Raw genomic sequence first — 17853 nt, 5'->3', positions numbered from 1 at the left:
CGACGTACGGCGTCGATCTCAGCCCACCTCAGCCCAGCTCAGCGCGAAGGAGAACAACATGGCCGCCACCGACGGGCACACCCGGGTACGGTACGAGAGCGTCCAGGAGATGGCGAACCGCATCCGCGCCGTCTCGCGGAAGATCATCAAGGACCTGGAGGACATGGACCAGGCCCTGAAGGTCGTCACCGACACCTGGGACGGTGAGGCGCACCAGGCGTACGTCACCCTCCAGGGCAAGTACAAGGGCAAGGCCGAGCACATGAAGAACCAGCTCGAGACCGTCGCCCAGCTCATCGAGCGCGGCAAGGGCGACTACCGCGCCACCGACGTGAAGGCCTCGCGCCTGTTCACCGAGGCCTACTGAGCCCGCGGGCCGGTCCGTCCGGCCCGGATCGCACGGAAGGGGCGCGCCCACCGCGGGCGCGCCCCTTCCGCGCGTACGCAAACCGTGCGCCCGGCCCGCGTACGGGTCTCTCAGTGCGGGCCGCGGTCCAGGTCGAACTCGCCGTCGCGGGCCCCGAGCACGAACGCCTCCCACTCGGCGGCGGTGTAGCGCAGCACGGTGTCCCGGTCGAGCGAGGACCGCATGGCCACCGCGCCCTCGGGCAGCCGGGCGATCTCGACGCGCTCCTCGTCCGGGCTGGTCCCGGGCGGGCCCTCCCACTCCACGCCGCTGATGTCGAGCGCGTACAGCTCGTCCTTCTCCTGCTGGGTGCCCATGTGCGGCCTTTCCCTCGGCGGTGCGGTGGTGCTCCGCGGTCTTCGCTGCCGATTATCGGTGCTGCGCCCCGGCCCGGGGGAGCCTTTCCCCGGATCATCCTCCTGATCAGCGGCCGAGCCGGTACCGGAAACCTCCGGTCATTCCCCCTTGGGCCGGCAGCCGCGCTCCTTGACCACGGCCTGGTGGAAGGAGTCGAAGAGTGCCTTGGGCGCCTTCTCGTACGCCTCGCCCCACTGGCCCAGGAGCAGGTTCCGGCAGGAGTCGTCAAGGCTCATGCCGACGTACAGGTCCCCGGAGGAGCAGGCGACCACGGTGCGCCCGCTGTCGGCCGTGGCCCGTGTGTCGCGGCGGACGCCCTGGGCCGGGGCGGGGTCGTCGCTGACCGTCAGGATGCCGGGGCCCCGCACGGCGGGAGCCCCGGCATCCTGCTCACGCATCCGCATCCGCATCCGCATCCGGCGCGCGGCCGGCCGGCGGCTCAGGCGCCCGGCATGCGGCCCAGCTGGACCAGGGAGTTCCCGCGCTTGCGGGAGGAGAAGTAGCCGCGGCCCGGCGGCATCGGACGCGGGCGGACGTTGCCGACGAGGTCGCCCTCGGACGGGTCGCCCGACAGCACCACGCCCTGCGCGCCCAGCTCCTTGATCCGCTGCATGAACGGCTCGTACAGCGACCGCGAGGCACCCGCCGAGTTGCGGGCGATGATGAAGCGGACACCGGTGTCCCGGGCGAACGGCAGGTACTCCACCAGCGGGGCCAGCGGGTTGCCCTGGCTCGTGGCCACCAGGTCGTAGTCGTCGATGATGATGTACACGTCCGGGCCCGTCCACCAGCTGCGGTCGCGCAGCTGCTGCGGGGTGACGTCGGTCGGCGGCTGGCGCCGGGAGAACACCCCGCCCAGCGCCTCCATGTGCGTCTGCAGCGAGCTCGCCATCGGCGCGTACTCCAGCAGGTGCTCCTCCGGCAGCGCCCCCAGCAGGCTGCGCCGGTAGTCGCCGACCACCAGCCGGGCCTGGTCGGGGGTGTAGCGCTGCGCGATCTGCTGGGCGATGAGCCGCAGCAGGTTGGTCTTGCCCGACTCGCTCTCGCCGAAGACCAGGAAGAACGGGTCGGTCTCGAAGTCGACGAACACCGGCTCCAGGTCGGTCTCGTCGATGCCGATCGCGATCCCGCGGCCGGGGAACTCCCCGCCGCCGGGCAGCTGGTCCGCGTGCAGCAGCCGCGGCAGCAGCCGGACGCCCGGAGCCGCGGCCCCCGCCCAGTTCTGCTTCACCATCGACACGAACGCGGCCGTGCCCTCGGACAGGTCCTCCGCCTCGTGCGAGCCGTCGATCCGCGGGAGCGCACCCAGGAAGTGCAGCTTCTCCGGCACCTGGCCGCGGCCCGGCATCCCGGTCGGCACGTTCGCCGCGACCTTGCGGTCGAACTCGGAGTCCATGACGTCGCCGAGCCGCAGCTCCAGCCGGTTCAGCATCTGGTCCTTCAGCGCGGCCCGCACCTCCATGTAGCGCGCCGCCGTGATCACCACGTGGATGCCGTAGCCCAGACCGCGCGACGCGATCTCGGTGACCACCGACTCCAGGCCCTCGTACTCGCCCTTGAAGCCGCCCCAGCCGTCGATGACCAGGAACACGTCGCCCCACGGCTCGCCCGGCAGCTCGCCGGCCGCGCGCTTGCGCCGGTACGTGGCGATGGAGTCGATGCCGTTCGCGCGGAAGAACTCCTCGCGGCGGTTGAGGATGCCCCCCACCTCCGCGACGGTGCGCCGCACCCGCTCCGGGTCCAGACGCGAGGCGATCCCGCCCACGTGCGGCAGCTCCGCCACCGCCGACATACCGCCACCGCCGAAGTCCAGCCCGTAGAACTGCACCTCCCGCGGGGTGTGCGTCAGCGCGAACGCGGAGATCAGGGTCCGCATCAGCGTGGACTTGCCCGACTGCGGGCCGCCCACCACCATCATGTGGCCCGCCGCACCGGAGAAGTCCCGGTACAGCACCTCGCGCCGCTGCTCGAACGGCTTGTCGATCAGGCCCAGCGGCACGACCAGCCCGCCCGGCCGCGTGTAGCCCTCCGCATGCAGCCCGCGCTCCGCCGACGCCGCCAGCGCCGGCAGCAGCTGGTCCAGCGGCGGGGCCTGGTCCAGCGGCGGCAGCCACACCTGGTGCGCCGGCACGCCCTGCCCCTCGAGCCGGCCCACGATCACGTCCAGCACCGTGTCCGCCAGCGCGTCGTCCTCGCGCTTCGTCTGCGCCGCCAGGTACGCCGGGTCCGGCGCCGCGTACACCACCGGCACCGGGGCCGCCGTGAACAGCGCGGGGCGCCGCTCCACCGGGAACTGGCCCACCGACAGGTCCGGCCCGCCCGAGCGGTACACCCCGGAAACGTACGCCGCCTTGAACCGCGTCATCTCGTCGGTACCGAACTTCAGGTAGCCCGAACCCGGCACCGACGGCAGGTGGTAGGCGTCCGGCACGCCGATCGCGGTGCGCGACTCCGCCGCCGAGAAGGTGCGCAGGCCGATGCGGTACGACAGGTACGTGTCGAGGCCGCGCAGCTTGCCCTCCTCCAGGCGCTGCGAGGCCAGCAGCAGGTGCACGCCCAGCGAACGGCCGATGCGGCCGATCTGGATGAACATGTCGATGAAGTCGGGCTTGGCGGTCAGCAGCTCGCTGAACTCGTCGATGACCAGCACCAGCGAGGCCAGCGGCTCCAGCGGGGCACCCGCCGCGCGCGCCTTCTCGTAGTCGTGGATGTTGGCGTAGTTGCCCGCCGCGCGCAGCAGCTCCTGGCGGCGCTGCAGCTCGCCGCGGATCGAGTCGCCCATGCGGTCCACGAGCGTCAGGTCGTCCGCCAGGTTGGTGATGACGGCGGCGACGTGCGGCATCTGCCCCATGCCGGTGAACGTCGCACCGCCCTTGAAGTCCGCGAGGACGAAGTTCAGCGTCTCCGAGGTGTGCGTGACCGCCAGGCCCAGGACCAGCGTGCGCAGCAGCTCCGACTTGCCCGAACCGGTCGCGCCGACGCACAGGCCGTGCGGGCCCATGCCCTCCTGCGCGGCCTCCTTCAGGTCCAGCATGACCGGCGCGCCGTTCTCCCCGACACCGATCGGCACGCGCAGCCGCTCGCCGGCCGAGCGCGGCCGCCAGGTCCGGGCCACGTCGATGGAGGCCGCGTCGCCCAGGTTCAGCAGATCGGTGAAGTCCAGGTTGGCGAGCAGCGGTTCGTCGTCGTCCCCGCCGCCCGTGCGCAGCGGCGCCAGCTGCCGCGCGAGGGCCTCGGCCGCCGGCAGCGACAGGCTGTCGGGCACGCCCTCGTACGCGATCCCGCCGCCCGACTCCAGGCGCAGCCGGCCCGGCCGCGCCACCACCGACAGCCCGCCGCGCGGCTCGTCCAGCTCACCCGCGACCACCTCGACGATGGTCACGCCCTGCAGCCCCTCGGCCGCCGCGAACACCGAGTCCGGCGGCACCAGTCCGCCGCGCGAGTTGGCGTCCAGCACGATGACCAGGTGCGGCTGGTCCAGCACCGGAGAAACGTCCCGGCTGAAGCGCGGCCGCCCCTCCAGACGCGGCGCGAGCAGCGCCTCCACCTCGGTCAGGTCGTCGCCGAACAGCCGCTTGCTGCCGGCCCCGTCGACCTGCCCGGGCACCTGGGTGTGCGGCAGCCACTTCACCCAGTCCCACGAGGCCACCGCACCCGGCGCCGCCACGACGGCCACCACCATGTCGTCGGGGGAGTGCAGCGTCGCCAGCTGGGCCACCATCGCCCGCGCCACCCCGCGCGCCGCCTCCGGCTCCCCGGACACCGCCACGTGGTAGAACGCCCGCAGCGACACCGCCACCGGCAGCCCGTCCAGCGAGGAGTGCACCTTCAGGAAGCGCTGCATCGCGCCCGCCGTCAGCGGCTCCAGCTCGTCCACAGGAGCCGTGTCCGGCGCCACCAGGGGAGTGGCCAGCCGCTGCGCGCCCAGCCCCAGCCGGGCCTGGCCGAAGTCCTCGTCGCCCACGCGCCGCTCCCACAGCCGCGAGCCCTCGGCCACCACCGACCACAACTGCTCGGGCGCCGGGTGCAGATACAGTTGCGCGTCGCGCTGCGCCCGCGCGGTCCGCCGCACCTGACGGCGGGTCTGTGCGAGGTATTTCAGGTAGTCCCGGCGCACATCGGCCATTTGCCCCTGCGTACCGCGCCGGTGGCGCACCAACTGGGCAATGATCATGGACACCGTGGACACCAGCATCAGCACGCCCATGATGCGCATGAACGGCGCCGCACCCGGCATGAAGAAGAAGACGACCGACGAACCCATGCCGAGCATCGGCAGGAGCTGCATCAGCGTGCTCTCCTGCTGCCCGCGCGGAAGCTCCGGCGGAGCCTCCAGCCTCAGCTCGTCCGAGGGAACTTCGGGCGGCAGGGACCGCGGCGGGCGTTTGACGACGATCTGACTCACCGGAGCATCAATCCCTCGAAAACGGACGGGACGCAACTGCCGGCGCCCTCAAGTCCCGGGCGCGAAGGGGCTCTCCCCCGCGCGACGGTGATCCTACTTGCCGACAGTCACTCATACTCCCGGTAGGGTGGCCCGCGCAGTATGCGCATCCGCGAATCCGAGACGGCAGCGGGTCGCTCCCGCTTCGCCAACCAGGGGGTCACACAGGTGAGTACGGCCGCAACGACGGGCTTCTGCAGGGTCACCGTCGTGGCTCCCGACAGCCGCATCGACGTCGCCCTCCCCGAGGACATAGCCGTCGCCGACGTCTACCCGGAAATCCTGCGCCTGACCGGCCAGACCCAGCCCGTCGGCGCCCCGACCGGCTTCCACCTCGTACGCCGCGACGGCACCGTCCTCGACGGCGCCCGCACCCTCGCCGCCCAGCAGGTCCTCGACGGCGAGGTGCTCAGCCTGCGCCCGTTCGCCGACTCCCTGCCGCCCGCCGTCTTCGACGACGTCTCCGACGCCGTCGCCTCCGCCGTCGTCCGCGACCGGCACCTGTGGAGCGACGACATGCTGCGCGGCGCGGGCCTCGCCGGCGCCGCCCTGCTCTTCGTCCTGCTCGGCTTCGTCATCTGGTACGCCGACCCGGTCCGCCACGACATGCACGGCCTGCCCGGCATCATCGCCGGCGCGATCGGCGTGCTGCTGACCGCCGCCGCCGGCGTGCGCGCCCGGGTCTACCGCGACCGCGGCTCTGCCGTCGCCCTCGGCCTCGGCGCCCTCCCGCAGCTGCTGATCGCCGGCTCCGGCATCCTCGCCCCGGCCGCCGGCCAGGGCCCGGGCCGGCTGCAGTTCCTGCTCGGCTGCGCCTGCGTCCTGGTCGCCTCCGTCGCCCTGGTCGCCCTCACCCCGAACGGGGACGCCCCCTTCGTCGCGGCCACCTTCGTCGGCGCCACCGGGACCCTGGCCACCTTCGTCGCCATCGTCACCGAGGCCTCCGCCACCGCCACCGCCGCCGTCTGCGCCCCCGCCGCCATCGGCCTCGTCGCCTTCCTGCCCGGCCTGTCCGCCCGCTTCGCCCGGCTGCCCATCGGCTACTCCGCCCCGCAGAGCGCCGTCGAGGTCTACGAGACCCCGGACCGCTACGAGACCGAGCCGTACGGCGACCCCGCCGCCGGCCCCGACCCCGTCGAGGCGGGCACCCCGCTCGACGCCGACGCCATCGCCGCCCAGGCCCGCCGCGGCCACGAGATGCTGCTCGGCCTCGTCGGCGGCTGCGCCGCGGTCGTCGTCGCCTCCGCCGCCGTCCTCGGCTTCTCCGACAACACCTGGGGCCGCCTCCTGGCCCTGGCCACCGGCCTGGCCATGCTGCTGCGCGCCCGCCTCTTCCGCTACACCTCCCAGGTCGTGTGCACCCTGGCCGCAGGCCTCGCCGCCGTCGCCCTGCTCGTCCTGGGCCTGGCCCTGCACCCGCCGGCCGACCTGGTCCTGGAGCTCACCCGCTACCACGACCGCGGCGGCCTGGACCTCCGTACGATCTGGCTGTCCGCCGCCGTCGCCGCCGGCGCCGCCCTCCTCGCCGGAATTGCGCTGGTCATACCCCGCAAGGGTCTGTCACCCTTCTGGGGGCGGCTGCTCGACCTCACCGAGGCGGCCGTGCTGCTCGCCCTGGTCCCGTTGGCCCTGGCCGTGCTGGACGTGTACGCCCGGGCCCGCTCGCTCACCAGCTGAGACGTGCCCGCACGGCGCCTGGTACGCTGTGTGACGGCCGTTTGTGTACGCACCCCCGGAGGCGAGACCTCTGGAGGCTGCGCCCAGCGGACCCGCCTCCCGAGTTACGGAAGATCCCCAGCGAATACGACCTGGGGCACTCGGTGGCCATGACACCCAAGAGGAGTACGCGTGCCGCTCGACGCCGCTACGAAGAAGCAGATCATCGCTGAGTTTGGTACCAAGGAGGGCGACACCGGCTCCCCCGAGGTCCAGGTCGCGATGCTCTCGAAGCGGATCTCGGACCTCACCGAGCACCTGAAGTCCCACAAGCACGACCACCACTCCCGCCGTGGTCTGCTGATCCTGGTCGGCCAGCGCCGCCGCCTGCTGCAGTACCTGGCCAAGAAGGACATCCAGCGCTTCCGTACGCTGGTCGACCGCCTCGGCATCCGCCGTGGTGCGGCCGGCGCCAAGTAAGACGCTGTGAAGGGAGCGGTTCCCACCTCGCGGGGGGCCGCTCCCTTTGCTGTACGCGCCGCTGTACGCGTGCGGGACGTACCGGACGCTTTGTAGTCTGGACACAACCGCGCGACGCACCGGTGCACAACTGAAGAAGGAGGAGCGCACTCCTACGCCGCCGGTCCTCGGTAGTGGTACCCGGAAAGCCCCACGGGCCGAGAACCGGGTACTTCGATCGAAGACCGGCCCACACGCAAGGAGCGCTTCTCCGCACCGTCCGCCGCCACACGGGCCGCGGACGGAGACGACGAAAATGGAGAAACGCTAGTGGAGAACGAGACCCACTACGCCGAGGCCGTCATTGACAACGGCTCCTTCGGCACCCGCACCATCCGCTTCGAGACGGGCCGCCTGGCCCGCCAGGCCGCCGGCTCCGCCGTTGCCTACCTGGACGACGACACGATGGTGCTTTCCGCCACCACCGCGTCGAAGAAGCCCAAGGACCAGCTCGACTTCTTCCCCCTGACGGTGGACGTCGAGGAGCGGCAGTACGCCGCGGGCAAGATCCCCGGCTCCTTCTTCCGCCGTGAGGGCCGCCCCTCCGAGGACGCGGTCCTCACCTGCCGCCTGATCGACCGCCCGCTGCGCCCGTCCTTCAAGAAGGGCCTGCGCAACGAGATCCAGGTCGTCGCCACCGTCATGGCGCTGAACCCGGACCACCTGTACGACGTCATCGCGATCAACGCCGCGTCCGCGTCCACGCAGCTGGCCGGCCTGCCCTTCTCCGGCCCCATCGGCGGCGTCCGCGTCGCGCTGATCAAGGGCCAGTGGGTCGCGTTCCCGACGCACTCCGAGCTCGAGGACGCCGTCTTCGACATGGTCGTCGCCGGCCGCACCCTGGAGGACGGCGACGTCGCGATCATGATGGTCGAGGCCGAAGCCACCGAGCAGACCATCGCCCTGGTCAAGGGTGGCGCCGAGGCGCCGACCGAGGAGGTCGTCGCCGCCGGTCTCGAGGCCGCGAAGCCCTTCATCAAGGTCCTCTGCAAGGCCCAGTCGGACCTCGCCGCCAAGGCCGCCAAGCCCGAGGGCGAGTTCCCGGTCTTCCTCGACTACGAGGACGACGTCTTCGCCGCCCTGGAGCAGGCCGTGCGCGGCGAGCTCTCCCAGGCGCTGACCATCGCGGGCAAGCAGGAGCGCGAGGCCGAGCTGGACCGCGTCAAGGAGCTCGCCGCCGAGAAGCTCCTGCCGGCCTTCGAGGGCCGCGAGAAGGAGATCTCCGCCGCCTACCGCAGCCTGACCAAGGCCCTGGTGCGCGAGCGCGTGATCAAGGACAAGGTCCGCATCGACGGCCGCGGGATCACGGACATCCGTACCCTCGCCGCCGAGGTCGAGGCCATCCCGCGCGTGCACGGCTCGGCGCTGTTCGAGCGTGGCGAGACCCAGATCCTGGGCGTCACCACCCTCAACATGCTCCGCATGGAGCAGCAGCTGGACACCCTCTCCCCGGTGACCCGCAAGCGCTACATGCACAACTACAACTTCCCGCCGTACTCCGTCGGCGAGACCGGCCGCGTCGGTTCGCCGAAGCGCCGCGAGATCGGCCACGGCGCGCTCGCCGAGCGCGCGATCGTGCCGGTCCTCCCGACCCGCGAGGAGTTCCCCTACGCGATCCGCCAGGTGTCCGAGGCCCTCGGCTCCAACGGTTCGACGTCCATGGGCTCGGTCTGCGCCTCCACCATGTCGCTGCTGAACGCCGGTGTGCCGCTGAAGGCCCCCGTCGCCGGTATCGCCATGGGCCTGATCTCCCAGGAGATCGACGGCAAGACCCACTACGTCGCCCTCACCGACATCCTCGGTGCGGAGGACGCCTTCGGCGACATGGACTTCAAGGTCGCCGGCACCAAGGAGTTCGTCACCGCCCTCCAGCTCGACACCAAGCTGGACGGCATCCCGGCCTCCGTCCTGGCCGCGGCCCTCAAGCAGGCCCGCGACGCCCGCCTCCACATCCTCGACGTGATGATGGAAGCGATCGACACCCCGGACGAGATGTCCCCCAACGCCCCGCGGATCATCACCGTCAAGATCCCCGTGGACAAGATCGGCGAGGTCATCGGCCCCAAGGGCAAGATGATCAACCAGATCCAGGAGGACACCGGCGCCGAGATCACGATCGAGGACGACGGCACCATCTACATCGGTGCCGCCGACGGCCCGGCCGCCGAGGCCGCCCGCGCCACGATCAACGGCATCGCCAACCCGACCATGCCGGAGGTCGGCGAGCGCTACCTGGGCACGGTCGTCAAGACCACCACCTTCGGTGCCTTCGTCTCCCTGCTCCCGGGCAAGGACGGCCTGCTGCACATCTCGCAGATCCGCAAGCTCGCCGGCGGCAAGCGCGTGGAGAACGTCGAGGACGTGCTCGCGGTCGGCACCAAGGTCCAGGTCGAGATCGCCGAGATCGACCAGCGCGGCAAGCTCTCCCTGATCCCCGTGGTCGAGGGCGAGGACGCCGACGCCGACGCCGACAAGGACGACTCCGACAAGTGACGTCGCGTAGTTCCCGTGTGACGGCCCGCCCCTCTTCGGAGGGGCGGGCCGTCGCCCGTACCCAAACCCTCCTCAAGGGCGAGAACGGCATCGGCACCGTCCGGCGCACCGTCCTGCCCGGCGGACTGCGCATCGTCACCGAGACGCTGCCCTCCGTCCGCTCCGCCACCTTCGGCATCTGGGCGCACGTCGGCTCCCGCGACGAGACCCCCTCGCTCAACGGCGCCACGCACTACCTCGAGCACCTCCTCTTCAAGGGCACCGGCAAGCGCAGCGCCCTCGACATCTCCTCGGCGATCGACGCGGTCGGCGGCGAGATGAACGCCTTCACGGCGAAGGAGTACACCTGCTACTACGCGCGGGTCCTCGACACCGACCTGCCGCTGGCGATCGACATCGTCTGCGACATGCTCACCGGCTCGCTGATCCGCGAGGAGGACGTCGACGCCGAGCGCGGCGTCATCCTCGAAGAGATCGCGATGACCGAGGACGACCCGGGCGACTGCGTGCACGACCTGTTCGCGCACACCATGTACGGCGACACCCCCCTGGGCCGCCCCGTGCTCGGCACTGTCGACACGATCAACGCCCTCGGCGCCGACCGGATCCGCCGCTTCTACAAGAAGCACTACGACCCCCGCCACCTCGTGGTCGCCGCCGCCGGCAACGTCGACCACAACAAGGTCGTCCGCCAGGTCCGCGCCGCCTTCGAGAAGGCCGGCGCCCTCGGCCGCACCGACGCCGAGCCCATCGGCCCGCGCAGCGGCACCAAGCGGATCCGCACCTCGGGCCGGGTCGACCTGGTCAACCGCAAGACCGAGCAGTCCCACGTCGTCCTCGGCATGCCGGGCCTCGCCCGCACCGACGAGCGCCGCTGGGCGCTCGGCGTGCTGAACACGGCCCTCGGCGGCGGCATGTCCTCCCGGCTCTTCCAGGAGGTCCGCGAGAAGCGCGGCCTGGCCTACAGCGTGTACTCGTACACCTCGGGCTTCGCCGACACCGGACTCTTCGGCGTGTACGCGGGCTGCCGCCCCAGCCAGATCCACGACGTCCTGCAGATCTGCCGCGACGAGCTCGACAAGGTCGTCACGGACGGGCTCACGGACGAGGAGATCAAGCGGGCCATCGGCCAGCTGTCCGGCTCCACCGTCCTCGGCCTGGAGGACACCGGCGCCATCATGAACCGCATCGGCAAGAGCGAGCTGTGCTGGGGCGACCAGATGTCGGTCGACGAGATGCTGGCCCGGATCGGGGCCGTGACCCCGGACGACGTCCGCTCGGTCGCACAGGATGTACTGGCCCAGCGGCCGTCGCTCGCGGTGATCGGCCCGCTGAAGGAGAAGCAGGCCGCCCGCCTCGACGAAGCGGTGGCCTGAGGCATGCGCGGCGGGGACGCCGGCCGCCGCCCCGCCCGGGACGGCCGGCCGGCGCCCCCGGCGCAGGAACGGCGGCCTGGCCGCCACGACCAGTGGAAGCGAAGGAAGCACGCATGAGCAGCAAGCTGCGGGTCGCGGTACTCGGCGCCCAGGGGCGCATCGGGTCCGAGGCGGTCCGGGCCGTCGAGGCCGCCGAGGACATGGAACTGGTCGCCGCACTCAGCCGCGGGGACAAGCTGGAGACGCTCGCCGAGACCGGCGCCCAGGTCGCCGTCGAGCTGACCACCCCCGCCTCGGTCATGGGCAACCTCGACTTCTGCATCCGCCACGGCATCCACGCCGTCGTCGGCACCACCGGCTGGACCGAGGAGCGCCTGGCCCAGCTGAACGGCTGGCTCGCCGGCTCGCCCGAGACGGGCGTGCTCATCGCCCCGAACTTCTCCATCGGCGCCGTCCTCACCATGAAGTTCGCCGCCCAGGCCGCCCGCTACTTCGAGTCCGTCGAGGTCGTCGAGCTGCACCACCCCAACAAGGTCGACGCCCCCTCCGGCACGGCGACCCGTACGGCCCAGCTCATCGCGGCCGCCCGCGCCGAGGCCGGCTGCGCCCCGCAGCCCGACGCCACCGCCACCGCCCTGGACGGTGCCCGCGGCGCGAGCGTCGACGGCGTCCCGGTGCACGCCATCCGCCTGCGCGGCCTGCTGGCCCACCAGGAGGTCCTGCTCGGCGGCGAGGGCGAAACCCTGACCATCCGCCACGACTCCCTGCACCACAGCAGCTTCATGCCGGGCATTCTGCTCGGCGCGCGCCGCGTGGTGTCCACCCCGGGCCTCACCTTCGGCCTGGAACACTTCCTCGACCTCGGCTGACATCGGGCAGTACACCATGCGCGCGAAGATCACTTACTTCCTCACGGCCGCTGTCCTGGTCGTGTACTTCGTCCTCGTCGGCAGCCGCGGCGTCCTGCTGATCCAGCAGGGCACCTGGCTGACCGTCACCTTCGGCACGGCCGTGCTCGTCCTGCCGGTCATCGGCATCTGGTTCCTGTGGAAGAACACCCGCTTCGTCACGCGGGCCAACGAACTCGCCGCCGTACTGGAGGCCGAGGGCGGACTGCCCGTGGACGAGCTGGAGCGGGATGAGCACGGGCGGATCCTGCGGGACTCCGCCGACGAGGTCTTCGCGCGCCGCAAGGCCGAGACGGAGGATGCACCGGGGGACTGGCGCAACTGGTTCCGCCTCGCCGTCGCCTACCACGACGCCCGCGACACCCCGCGGGCGCGCAAGGCCATGCAGAGGGCCATCGCCCTGCACGACCGCTAGTGCCCGTACGGGTCTGATCCCCCGTACGGGCTTCCCGTCTTGCGCCGTAGAGCTCAGACGGGCACGGCCCGGTGCTCGTCCGCCCAGGCCGCGACCATGTCGACCGCCCGGTCGAAGGCCTCGGCCCGGGACAGGAAGTCGGCGTTGTGGTCGGTCAGCAGCACCGGCAGCTCGGCGCCGTCCCGCCCGGCTGCGGTGAGGGCCTGGCCCTGCACCGTCCGCGGCAGGCCGAGCCAGCGCACCGGCTGCTGTACGGTGCGCACCTCGCCGACCTCGCTCCACGCGATCGAGCGCGTCCGCAGCAGCCCGACCCGGCGCAGCCCCGTACGGCTCACCCAGACGCCCGCCATCAGGATCCGCAGCGCGGTCCCGATCACGCCCAGGGCCGCGACCAGGCAGACGGCCGCCCCCGCCCAGGCGCCCGTGAACGCGATGATCATCGTGGCGAGCAGCATGAACGCGGACAGCAGGAGCAGCAGGGCCGAGCCGGCCACCCGCCAGGGACCGGGGCGGTACGGCCGGCGCCAGCGGTCCCGGTCGTCGTGGTCGAGGGGAGCGTCGTCGTCTTGCGCGTCGAACGCGCCGTCGGCCGTCAGGAAGGGCAGGGGCACGGCTGGACCTCACTCATATGCACGTTCTAGGGCTGTGCCCGTGAGGCTACCGCCCCTGGACGGCCTCCGACTGCTGCGACGTGGCGGGCGCGCGGTGCGGTTGGAGTGCGGGAACACCGAAGAGCAGGGAGCCGGCGAGCCCCGCCACCACGGTCAGCCCGACCAGGCTGCGGGCGGCCAGCTGCGTCTTGCTCAGGCTCTCGCGCGGCGGCGGAGCGACGTTGCTGCGGAAACGGTCGGCCTCGGCGACGAAGGCGAACGGGACGGGTTCGCGCCGGCGGAGCATGGGGCGACTCTCCTCACGGTCAGGGCGGGATACGGGCTCTACGGGTAAGACGTGCGAACCGACCGATTGGTGCCCGGAATTCGGGACATCCGGCAGATTTCATGGCGGTGCGTCAGCCGTACGGGCGATCGCGGCCCTCCCGGGTGCGTGCACGGACAGCCCTCGCGGGCGCCGTAGAGTGGGCGCGCCCCCCTGTGAGTCGTCCGGAAGGATCCCCGGTGAGCGAGACCGCCGCCCCAGCCCTGAAACCCAGCTTCCGCAGCGATGTGACGGTGGAGCTGGTCAAGCACTCCGCCGCCGACTCGGACGTGCTGTGGGCCGCCCGCGTCTCGACGGCCGGCGAGCAGTCGCTCGACGAGCTCCAGAAGGACCCGGAGCGCTCCAAGGGCCTCATCAACTACCTGATGCGGGACCGCCACGGCAGTCCCTTCGAGCACAACTCGATGACCTTCTTCATCAGCGCCCCGATCTTCGTGTTCCGCGAGTTCATGCGGCACCGCGTCGGCTGGTCCTACAACGAGGAGTCGGGCCGCTACCGGGAGCTGGAGCCGGTCTTCTACGTCCCGGACGCCGAGCGCAAGCTCGTCCAGGAGGGCCGCCCGGGCAAGTACGTCTTCGTCGAGGGCACCGAGGCCCAGCTGGAGCTGACGGGCCGGGTGATGGAGGACTCGTACCGTCAGGCGTACGAGGCCTACCGGGAGATGCTGGAGGCGGGCGTGGCCCGCGAGGTGGCCCGTTCGGTCCTGCCCGTCGGGCTGTTCTCCTCGATGTACGCCACCTGCAACGCCCGCTCGCTCATGCACTTCCTGGGCCTGCGCACGCAGCACGAGCTCGCCACGGTGCCGTCCTTCCCGCAGCGGGAGATCGAGATGGTCGGCGAGAAGATGGAGCAGCACTGGGCCCGGCTGATGCCGCTCACGTACGCCGCCTTCAACGCGAACGGACGCGTCGCCCCGTAGGTCCGGAAGGCCCCGAACAGGCAGATCAGCCCCTGCCGCACGGATGTGCCCCACTCAGTCCGAAGTGTCCGTATTGCGGCGTTTCGGAAAGTTCATCTAGGCTGATCAAACGGACCCGGCACTGCTTGAACCCCCGAGCAGGCAGTGCCGGGCTCCACGCACCTCCCGGCCGCCGACGGGAGGCGCGACCCATTGACGTCCCCCGAGGGGACACCGCGAGCGTGGCAGCGAGTAGCGTGTTACCCATGGCTCCGATCTCGACTCCGCAGACCCCCTTCGGGCGGGTCCTCACCGCCATGATCACGCCGTTCACGGCGGATGGCGCTCTCGACCTCGACGGCGCGCAGCAGCTCGCCGTCCACCTGGTGGACGCAGGCAACGACGGCCTGATCGTCAACGGGACCACCGGCGAGTCCCCGACCACCACCGACGCGGAGAAAAACGACCTCGTACGAGCCGTCCTCGAAGCAGTCGGCGACCGTGCCCACGTCGTCGCCGGCATCGGCACGAACGACACCCGCCACACCCTCGAGCTCGCCCGCCAGGCCGAGCGCACCGGCGCGCACGGCCTGCTCGCGGTGACCCCGTACTACAACAAGCCGCCGCAGGAGGGCCTCTACCGGCACTTCACGGCCATCGCCGACGCCACCGAGCTCCCGGTGATGCTCTACGACATCCCGGGCCGCAGCGGCGTCCCGATCAACACCGAGACCCTGGTGCGCCTGGCCGAGCACCCCCGCATCGTCGCCAACAAGGACGCCAAGGGCGACCTCGGCCGCGCCAGCTGGGCCATCGCCCAGAGCGGCCTCGCCTGGTACTCCGGCGACGACATGCTGAACCTGCCGCTGCTGTCCGTCGGCGCGGTCGGCTTCGTCTCCGTCGTCGGCCACGTGGTCGCCCCCGAGCTGCGCGCGATGCTCGACGCCCACCTGAACGGCGACGTCCAGAAGGCCACCGAGATCCACCAGAAGCTGCTGCCGGTCTTCACCGGCATGTTCCGCACCCAGGGCGTGATCACCACCAAGGGCGCCCTGAACCTCCAGGGCCTGCCCGCGGGCCCGCTGCGGCTCCCGCTCGTCGAGCTGACCGCCGAGGAGACCGCCCAGCTCAAGATCGATCTTGCGGCCGGCGGGGTACAGCTCTGACAACGGACTTCACAACTGAACAAGACAACTGAACAAGCAAGACCGGTTACACCCACGCAAGTGCACGAACGAATGACATGCGCGCCACGTGCCGAACGAGGTACGTGGCGCGTGTGGTGAAGGAGAGACTTTTGAGCCATCCGCACCCTGAGCTCGGCCCGCCGCCGAAGCTCCCCCAGGGCGGCCTGCGCGTCACCCCGCTGGGCGGCCTGGGCGAGATCGGCCGCAACATGACCGTCTTCGAGTTCGACGGCCGCCTGCTGATCGTCGACTGCGGCGTCCTCTTCCCCGAGGAGGAGCAGCCGGGCATCGACCTGATCCTGCCGGACTTCTCGTCGATCCGGGACCGCCTCGACGACGTCGAGGGCATCGTCCTCACGCACGGCCACGAGGACCACATCGGCGCCGTCCCGTACCTCCTGCGGGAGAAGCCGGACATCCCGCTGATCGGCTCGAAGCTGACGCTGGCCCTCATCGAGGCGAAGCTCCAGGAGCACCGCATCCGCCCCTACACCCTCGAGGTGAAGGAAGGCGACCGCGAGGCCCTCGGGGTCTTCGACTGCGAGTTCATCGCGGTCAACCACTCCATCCCGGACGCGCTGGCCGTCGCCATCCGCACCCCCGCGGGCCTGGTCGTCGCCACCGGCGACTTCAAGATGGACCAGCTCCCGATGGACAACCGCCTCACCGACCTGCACGCCTTCGCGCGTCTGAGCGAGGAGGGCATCGACCTCCTCCTCTCGGACTCCACGAACGCCGAGGTCCCGGGCTTCGTCCCGCCGGAGCGCGACATCTCGGGCGTCATCCGCGGCGTCTTCGCGGGCGCCCAGAAGCGGATCATCGTGGCCTCGTTCGCGAGCCACGTCCACCGCATCCAGCAGATCCTCGACGCCGCGCACGAGTACGGCCGCCGGGTCGCCTTCGTGGGCCGCTCGATGGTCCGCAACATGGGCATCGCCCGTGACCTGGGCTACCTGCGGGTCCCCGCCGGCCTCGTCGTCGACGTGAAGACCCTCGACGACCTGCCGGACCACGAGGTCGTGCTGGTCTGCACGGGCTCCCAGGGCGAGCCGATGGCGGCCCTGTCCCGCATGGCCAACCGCGACCACCAGATCCGGATCGTCCCCGGCGACACGGTGATCCTGGCGTCGTCCCTGATCCCGGGCAACGAGAACGCGGTCTACCGCGTGATCAACGGCCTGACCCGCTGGGGCGCCAACGTGGTGCACAAGGGCAACGCCAAGGTCCACGTCTCCGGCCACGCCTCCGCCGGCGAGCTGCTGTACTTCTACAACATCTGCAAGCCGCGGAACCTGATGCCGGTCCACGGCGAGTGGCGCCACCTGCGTGCCAACGCGGAGCTCGGCGCGATGACGGGCGTCCCGAAGGACCGCATCGTGATCGCCGAGGACGGCGTCGTCGTCGACCTCGTCGACGGCAAGGCGCGCATCTCCGGCAAGGTCCAGGCCGGCTACGTGTACGTGGACGGCCTGTCGGTCGGCGACGTCACCGAGACCTCCCTCAAGGACCGCCGCATCCTCGGCGAAGAGGGCATCATCTCGGTCTACGTGGTCGTGGACAGCACCACGGGCAAGGTCGTCACCGGCCCGAACATCCAGGCCCGCGGCTCCGGCATCGAGGACGGGGCCTTCACCCAGGTCGCGACGAAGATCGAGGAGGCCATCGCCCGCGCGGCGGCCGACGGCGTCGCCGAGCCGCACCAGATCCAGCAGCTCATCCGCCGCACGATGGGCAAGTGGGTCTCGGACGGCTACCGCCGCCGCCCGATGATCCTGCCGGTCGTGGTCGAGGTCTGACCCGTCGCATAGCGACGTCACTGGAGCGGGGCAACCGGATTTGCATCACGGGCCCCGCTCCAGTACGTTTACGGCTCCACCTCGTACGAAACGCGGGCACACACGTGTGCCCTGGCGGGTCTGCGAGCGGGTGGCAATCAGACCTCGGGAAACCTGATAAAGTCTGCTCCGCCCGAAAGGGAAAGGCCCTCCAACGGCCACCGAATTCGAATCCGATCCGGAAACGGCACGGAAAAGAGTCTGGTAAGGTTGGAACCGCCGAAAGGGAAAACGCGAAAGCGAAAGCCCGGAGGGCGGAGCGAGAAAGACTCTGATAGAGTCTGAATCGAAGAAAGAAAAAACGAAGAACGAAAGCCCGGAGGAAATCCCCAGTAAGTGTTACTGCGGGTGAGTACAAAGGAAGCGTCCGTTCCTTGAGAACTCAACAGCGTGCCAAAAATCAACGCCAGAAGTTGATACCC

Annotated in this window: 16 protein-coding genes; 10 read left to right on the top strand and 6 right to left on the bottom strand. The window is 70.9% G+C overall.

Translation table 11 applies throughout. The annotated features are described in order from the left end of the window. Window positions 1-58: 58 nt before the first annotated feature. Window positions 59-367: a WXG100 family type VII secretion target gene (locus ABZ924_RS07310; RefSeq protein WP_361905452.1), complete on the top strand. Its 309-nt coding sequence runs from the start codon at window positions 59-61 to the stop codon at window positions 365-367. A 110-nt stretch (window positions 368-477) separates the two neighbouring features. Here the strand turns inward: ABZ924_RS07310 and ABZ924_RS07305 are convergent, their stop codons facing one another. The 3 genes from ABZ924_RS07305 to eccCa form a co-directional block, all read right to left on the bottom strand. After that, a complete protein-coding gene (locus ABZ924_RS07305; RefSeq protein ID WP_125544560.1) occupies window positions 478-723 on the bottom strand; it encodes a DUF397 domain-containing protein in 246 nt (81 codons plus the stop codon). 138 nt (window positions 724-861) lie between these two features. Then, on the bottom strand, window positions 862-1161 hold the full coding sequence (locus ABZ924_RS07300; RefSeq protein ID WP_361905449.1) for a hypothetical protein: 300 nt from the start codon (window positions 1159-1161) through the stop codon (window positions 862-864). 41 nt (window positions 1162-1202) lie between these two features. Continuing rightward, window positions 1203-5168, bottom strand: a complete 3966-nt coding sequence (gene eccCa / locus ABZ924_RS07295) for a type VII secretion protein EccCa (protein ID WP_361905445.1) — start codon at window positions 5166-5168, stop codon at window positions 1203-1205. Between the two features lie 207 nt (window positions 5169-5375). On the opposite strand from eccCa, the gene eccD reads away from it, so the two are divergent. From eccD to ABZ924_RS07265, 6 genes are all read left to right on the top strand, one after another. Beyond that, on the top strand, window positions 5376-6884 hold the full coding sequence (gene eccD / locus ABZ924_RS07290; protein WP_361905442.1) for a type VII secretion integral membrane protein EccD: 1509 nt from the start codon (window positions 5376-5378) through the stop codon (window positions 6882-6884). Window positions 6885-7055: 171 nt separating this feature from the next. Next, window positions 7056-7343 (top strand): 30S ribosomal protein S15, encoded by a 288-nt coding sequence (gene rpsO / locus ABZ924_RS07285; RefSeq protein ID WP_114054450.1) that lies wholly within the window; start codon window positions 7056-7058, stop codon window positions 7341-7343. Between the two features lie 309 nt (window positions 7344-7652). Next, a complete protein-coding gene (locus ABZ924_RS07280; protein WP_361905439.1) occupies window positions 7653-9875 on the top strand; it encodes a polyribonucleotide nucleotidyltransferase in 2223 nt (740 codons plus the stop codon). Next, a complete protein-coding gene (locus tag ABZ924_RS07275) occupies window positions 9872-11251 on the top strand; it encodes a pitrilysin family protein (protein ID WP_361905436.1) in 1380 nt (459 codons plus the stop codon). Before ABZ924_RS07280 ends, ABZ924_RS07275 begins: the two co-directional genes overlap by 4 nt. A gap of 113 nt (window positions 11252-11364) precedes the next feature. Then, window positions 11365-12120 (top strand): 4-hydroxy-tetrahydrodipicolinate reductase, encoded by a 756-nt coding sequence (dapB, locus tag ABZ924_RS07270; RefSeq protein ID WP_361905433.1) that lies wholly within the window; start codon window positions 11365-11367, stop codon window positions 12118-12120. A gap of 16 nt (window positions 12121-12136) precedes the next feature. Next, the gene (locus ABZ924_RS07265) at window positions 12137-12574 is read left to right on the top strand and encodes a hypothetical protein (RefSeq protein ID WP_361905430.1); all 438 of its coding nucleotides are present in this window, start codon (window positions 12137-12139) and stop codon (window positions 12572-12574) included. 53 nt (window positions 12575-12627) lie between these two features. Here ABZ924_RS07265 and ABZ924_RS07260 read toward each other — a convergent pair whose 3' ends face one another. Together ABZ924_RS07260 and ABZ924_RS07255 are read right to left on the bottom strand one after the other, a co-directional pair. Then, on the bottom strand, window positions 12628-13185 hold the full coding sequence (locus ABZ924_RS07260; protein ID WP_361905423.1) for a PH domain-containing protein: 558 nt from the start codon (window positions 13183-13185) through the stop codon (window positions 12628-12630). Between the two features lie 46 nt (window positions 13186-13231). Further along, the gene (locus tag ABZ924_RS07255; protein WP_361905421.1) at window positions 13232-13471 is read right to left on the bottom strand and encodes a hypothetical protein; all 240 of its coding nucleotides are present in this window, start codon (window positions 13469-13471) and stop codon (window positions 13232-13234) included. 218 nt (window positions 13472-13689) lie between these two features. On the opposite strand from ABZ924_RS07255, the gene thyX reads away from it, so the two are divergent. The 3 genes from thyX to ABZ924_RS07240 all read left to right on the top strand — a co-directional run bounded on the left by thyX (window position 13690) and on the right by ABZ924_RS07240 (window position 17392). Further along, window positions 13690-14430 carry an FAD-dependent thymidylate synthase gene (gene thyX / locus ABZ924_RS07250; protein ID WP_361905418.1) on the top strand — a complete coding sequence of 247 codons (741 nt, stop codon included), beginning with the start codon at window positions 13690-13692 and terminating at the stop codon, window positions 14428-14430. 245 nt (window positions 14431-14675) lie between these two features. Continuing rightward, entirely contained in the window at window positions 14676-15575 is a 900-nt protein-coding gene (dapA, locus tag ABZ924_RS07245; protein ID WP_361905415.1) for a 4-hydroxy-tetrahydrodipicolinate synthase, read from the top strand. Between the two features lie 131 nt (window positions 15576-15706). Continuing rightward, on the top strand, window positions 15707-17392 hold the full coding sequence (locus ABZ924_RS07240) for a ribonuclease J (RefSeq protein WP_361905412.1): 1686 nt from the start codon (window positions 15707-15709) through the stop codon (window positions 17390-17392). A 137-nt stretch (window positions 17393-17529) separates the two neighbouring features. Here the strand turns inward: ABZ924_RS07240 and ABZ924_RS07235 are convergent. Next, the coding region (locus ABZ924_RS07235) for a hypothetical protein (protein WP_361905410.1) at window positions 17530-17853 on the bottom strand (324 nt) is incomplete at its 5' end.

Origin of the sequence: Streptomyces sp. NPDC046876, from assembly GCF_040645035.1 — a bacterium.
Taxonomy (GTDB): Bacteria; Actinomycetota; Actinomycetes; order Streptomycetales; family Streptomycetaceae; genus Streptomyces.
Note: the sequence above shows the minus strand (reverse complement) of the source record. Positions and strands in the feature narration are given on the sequence as shown.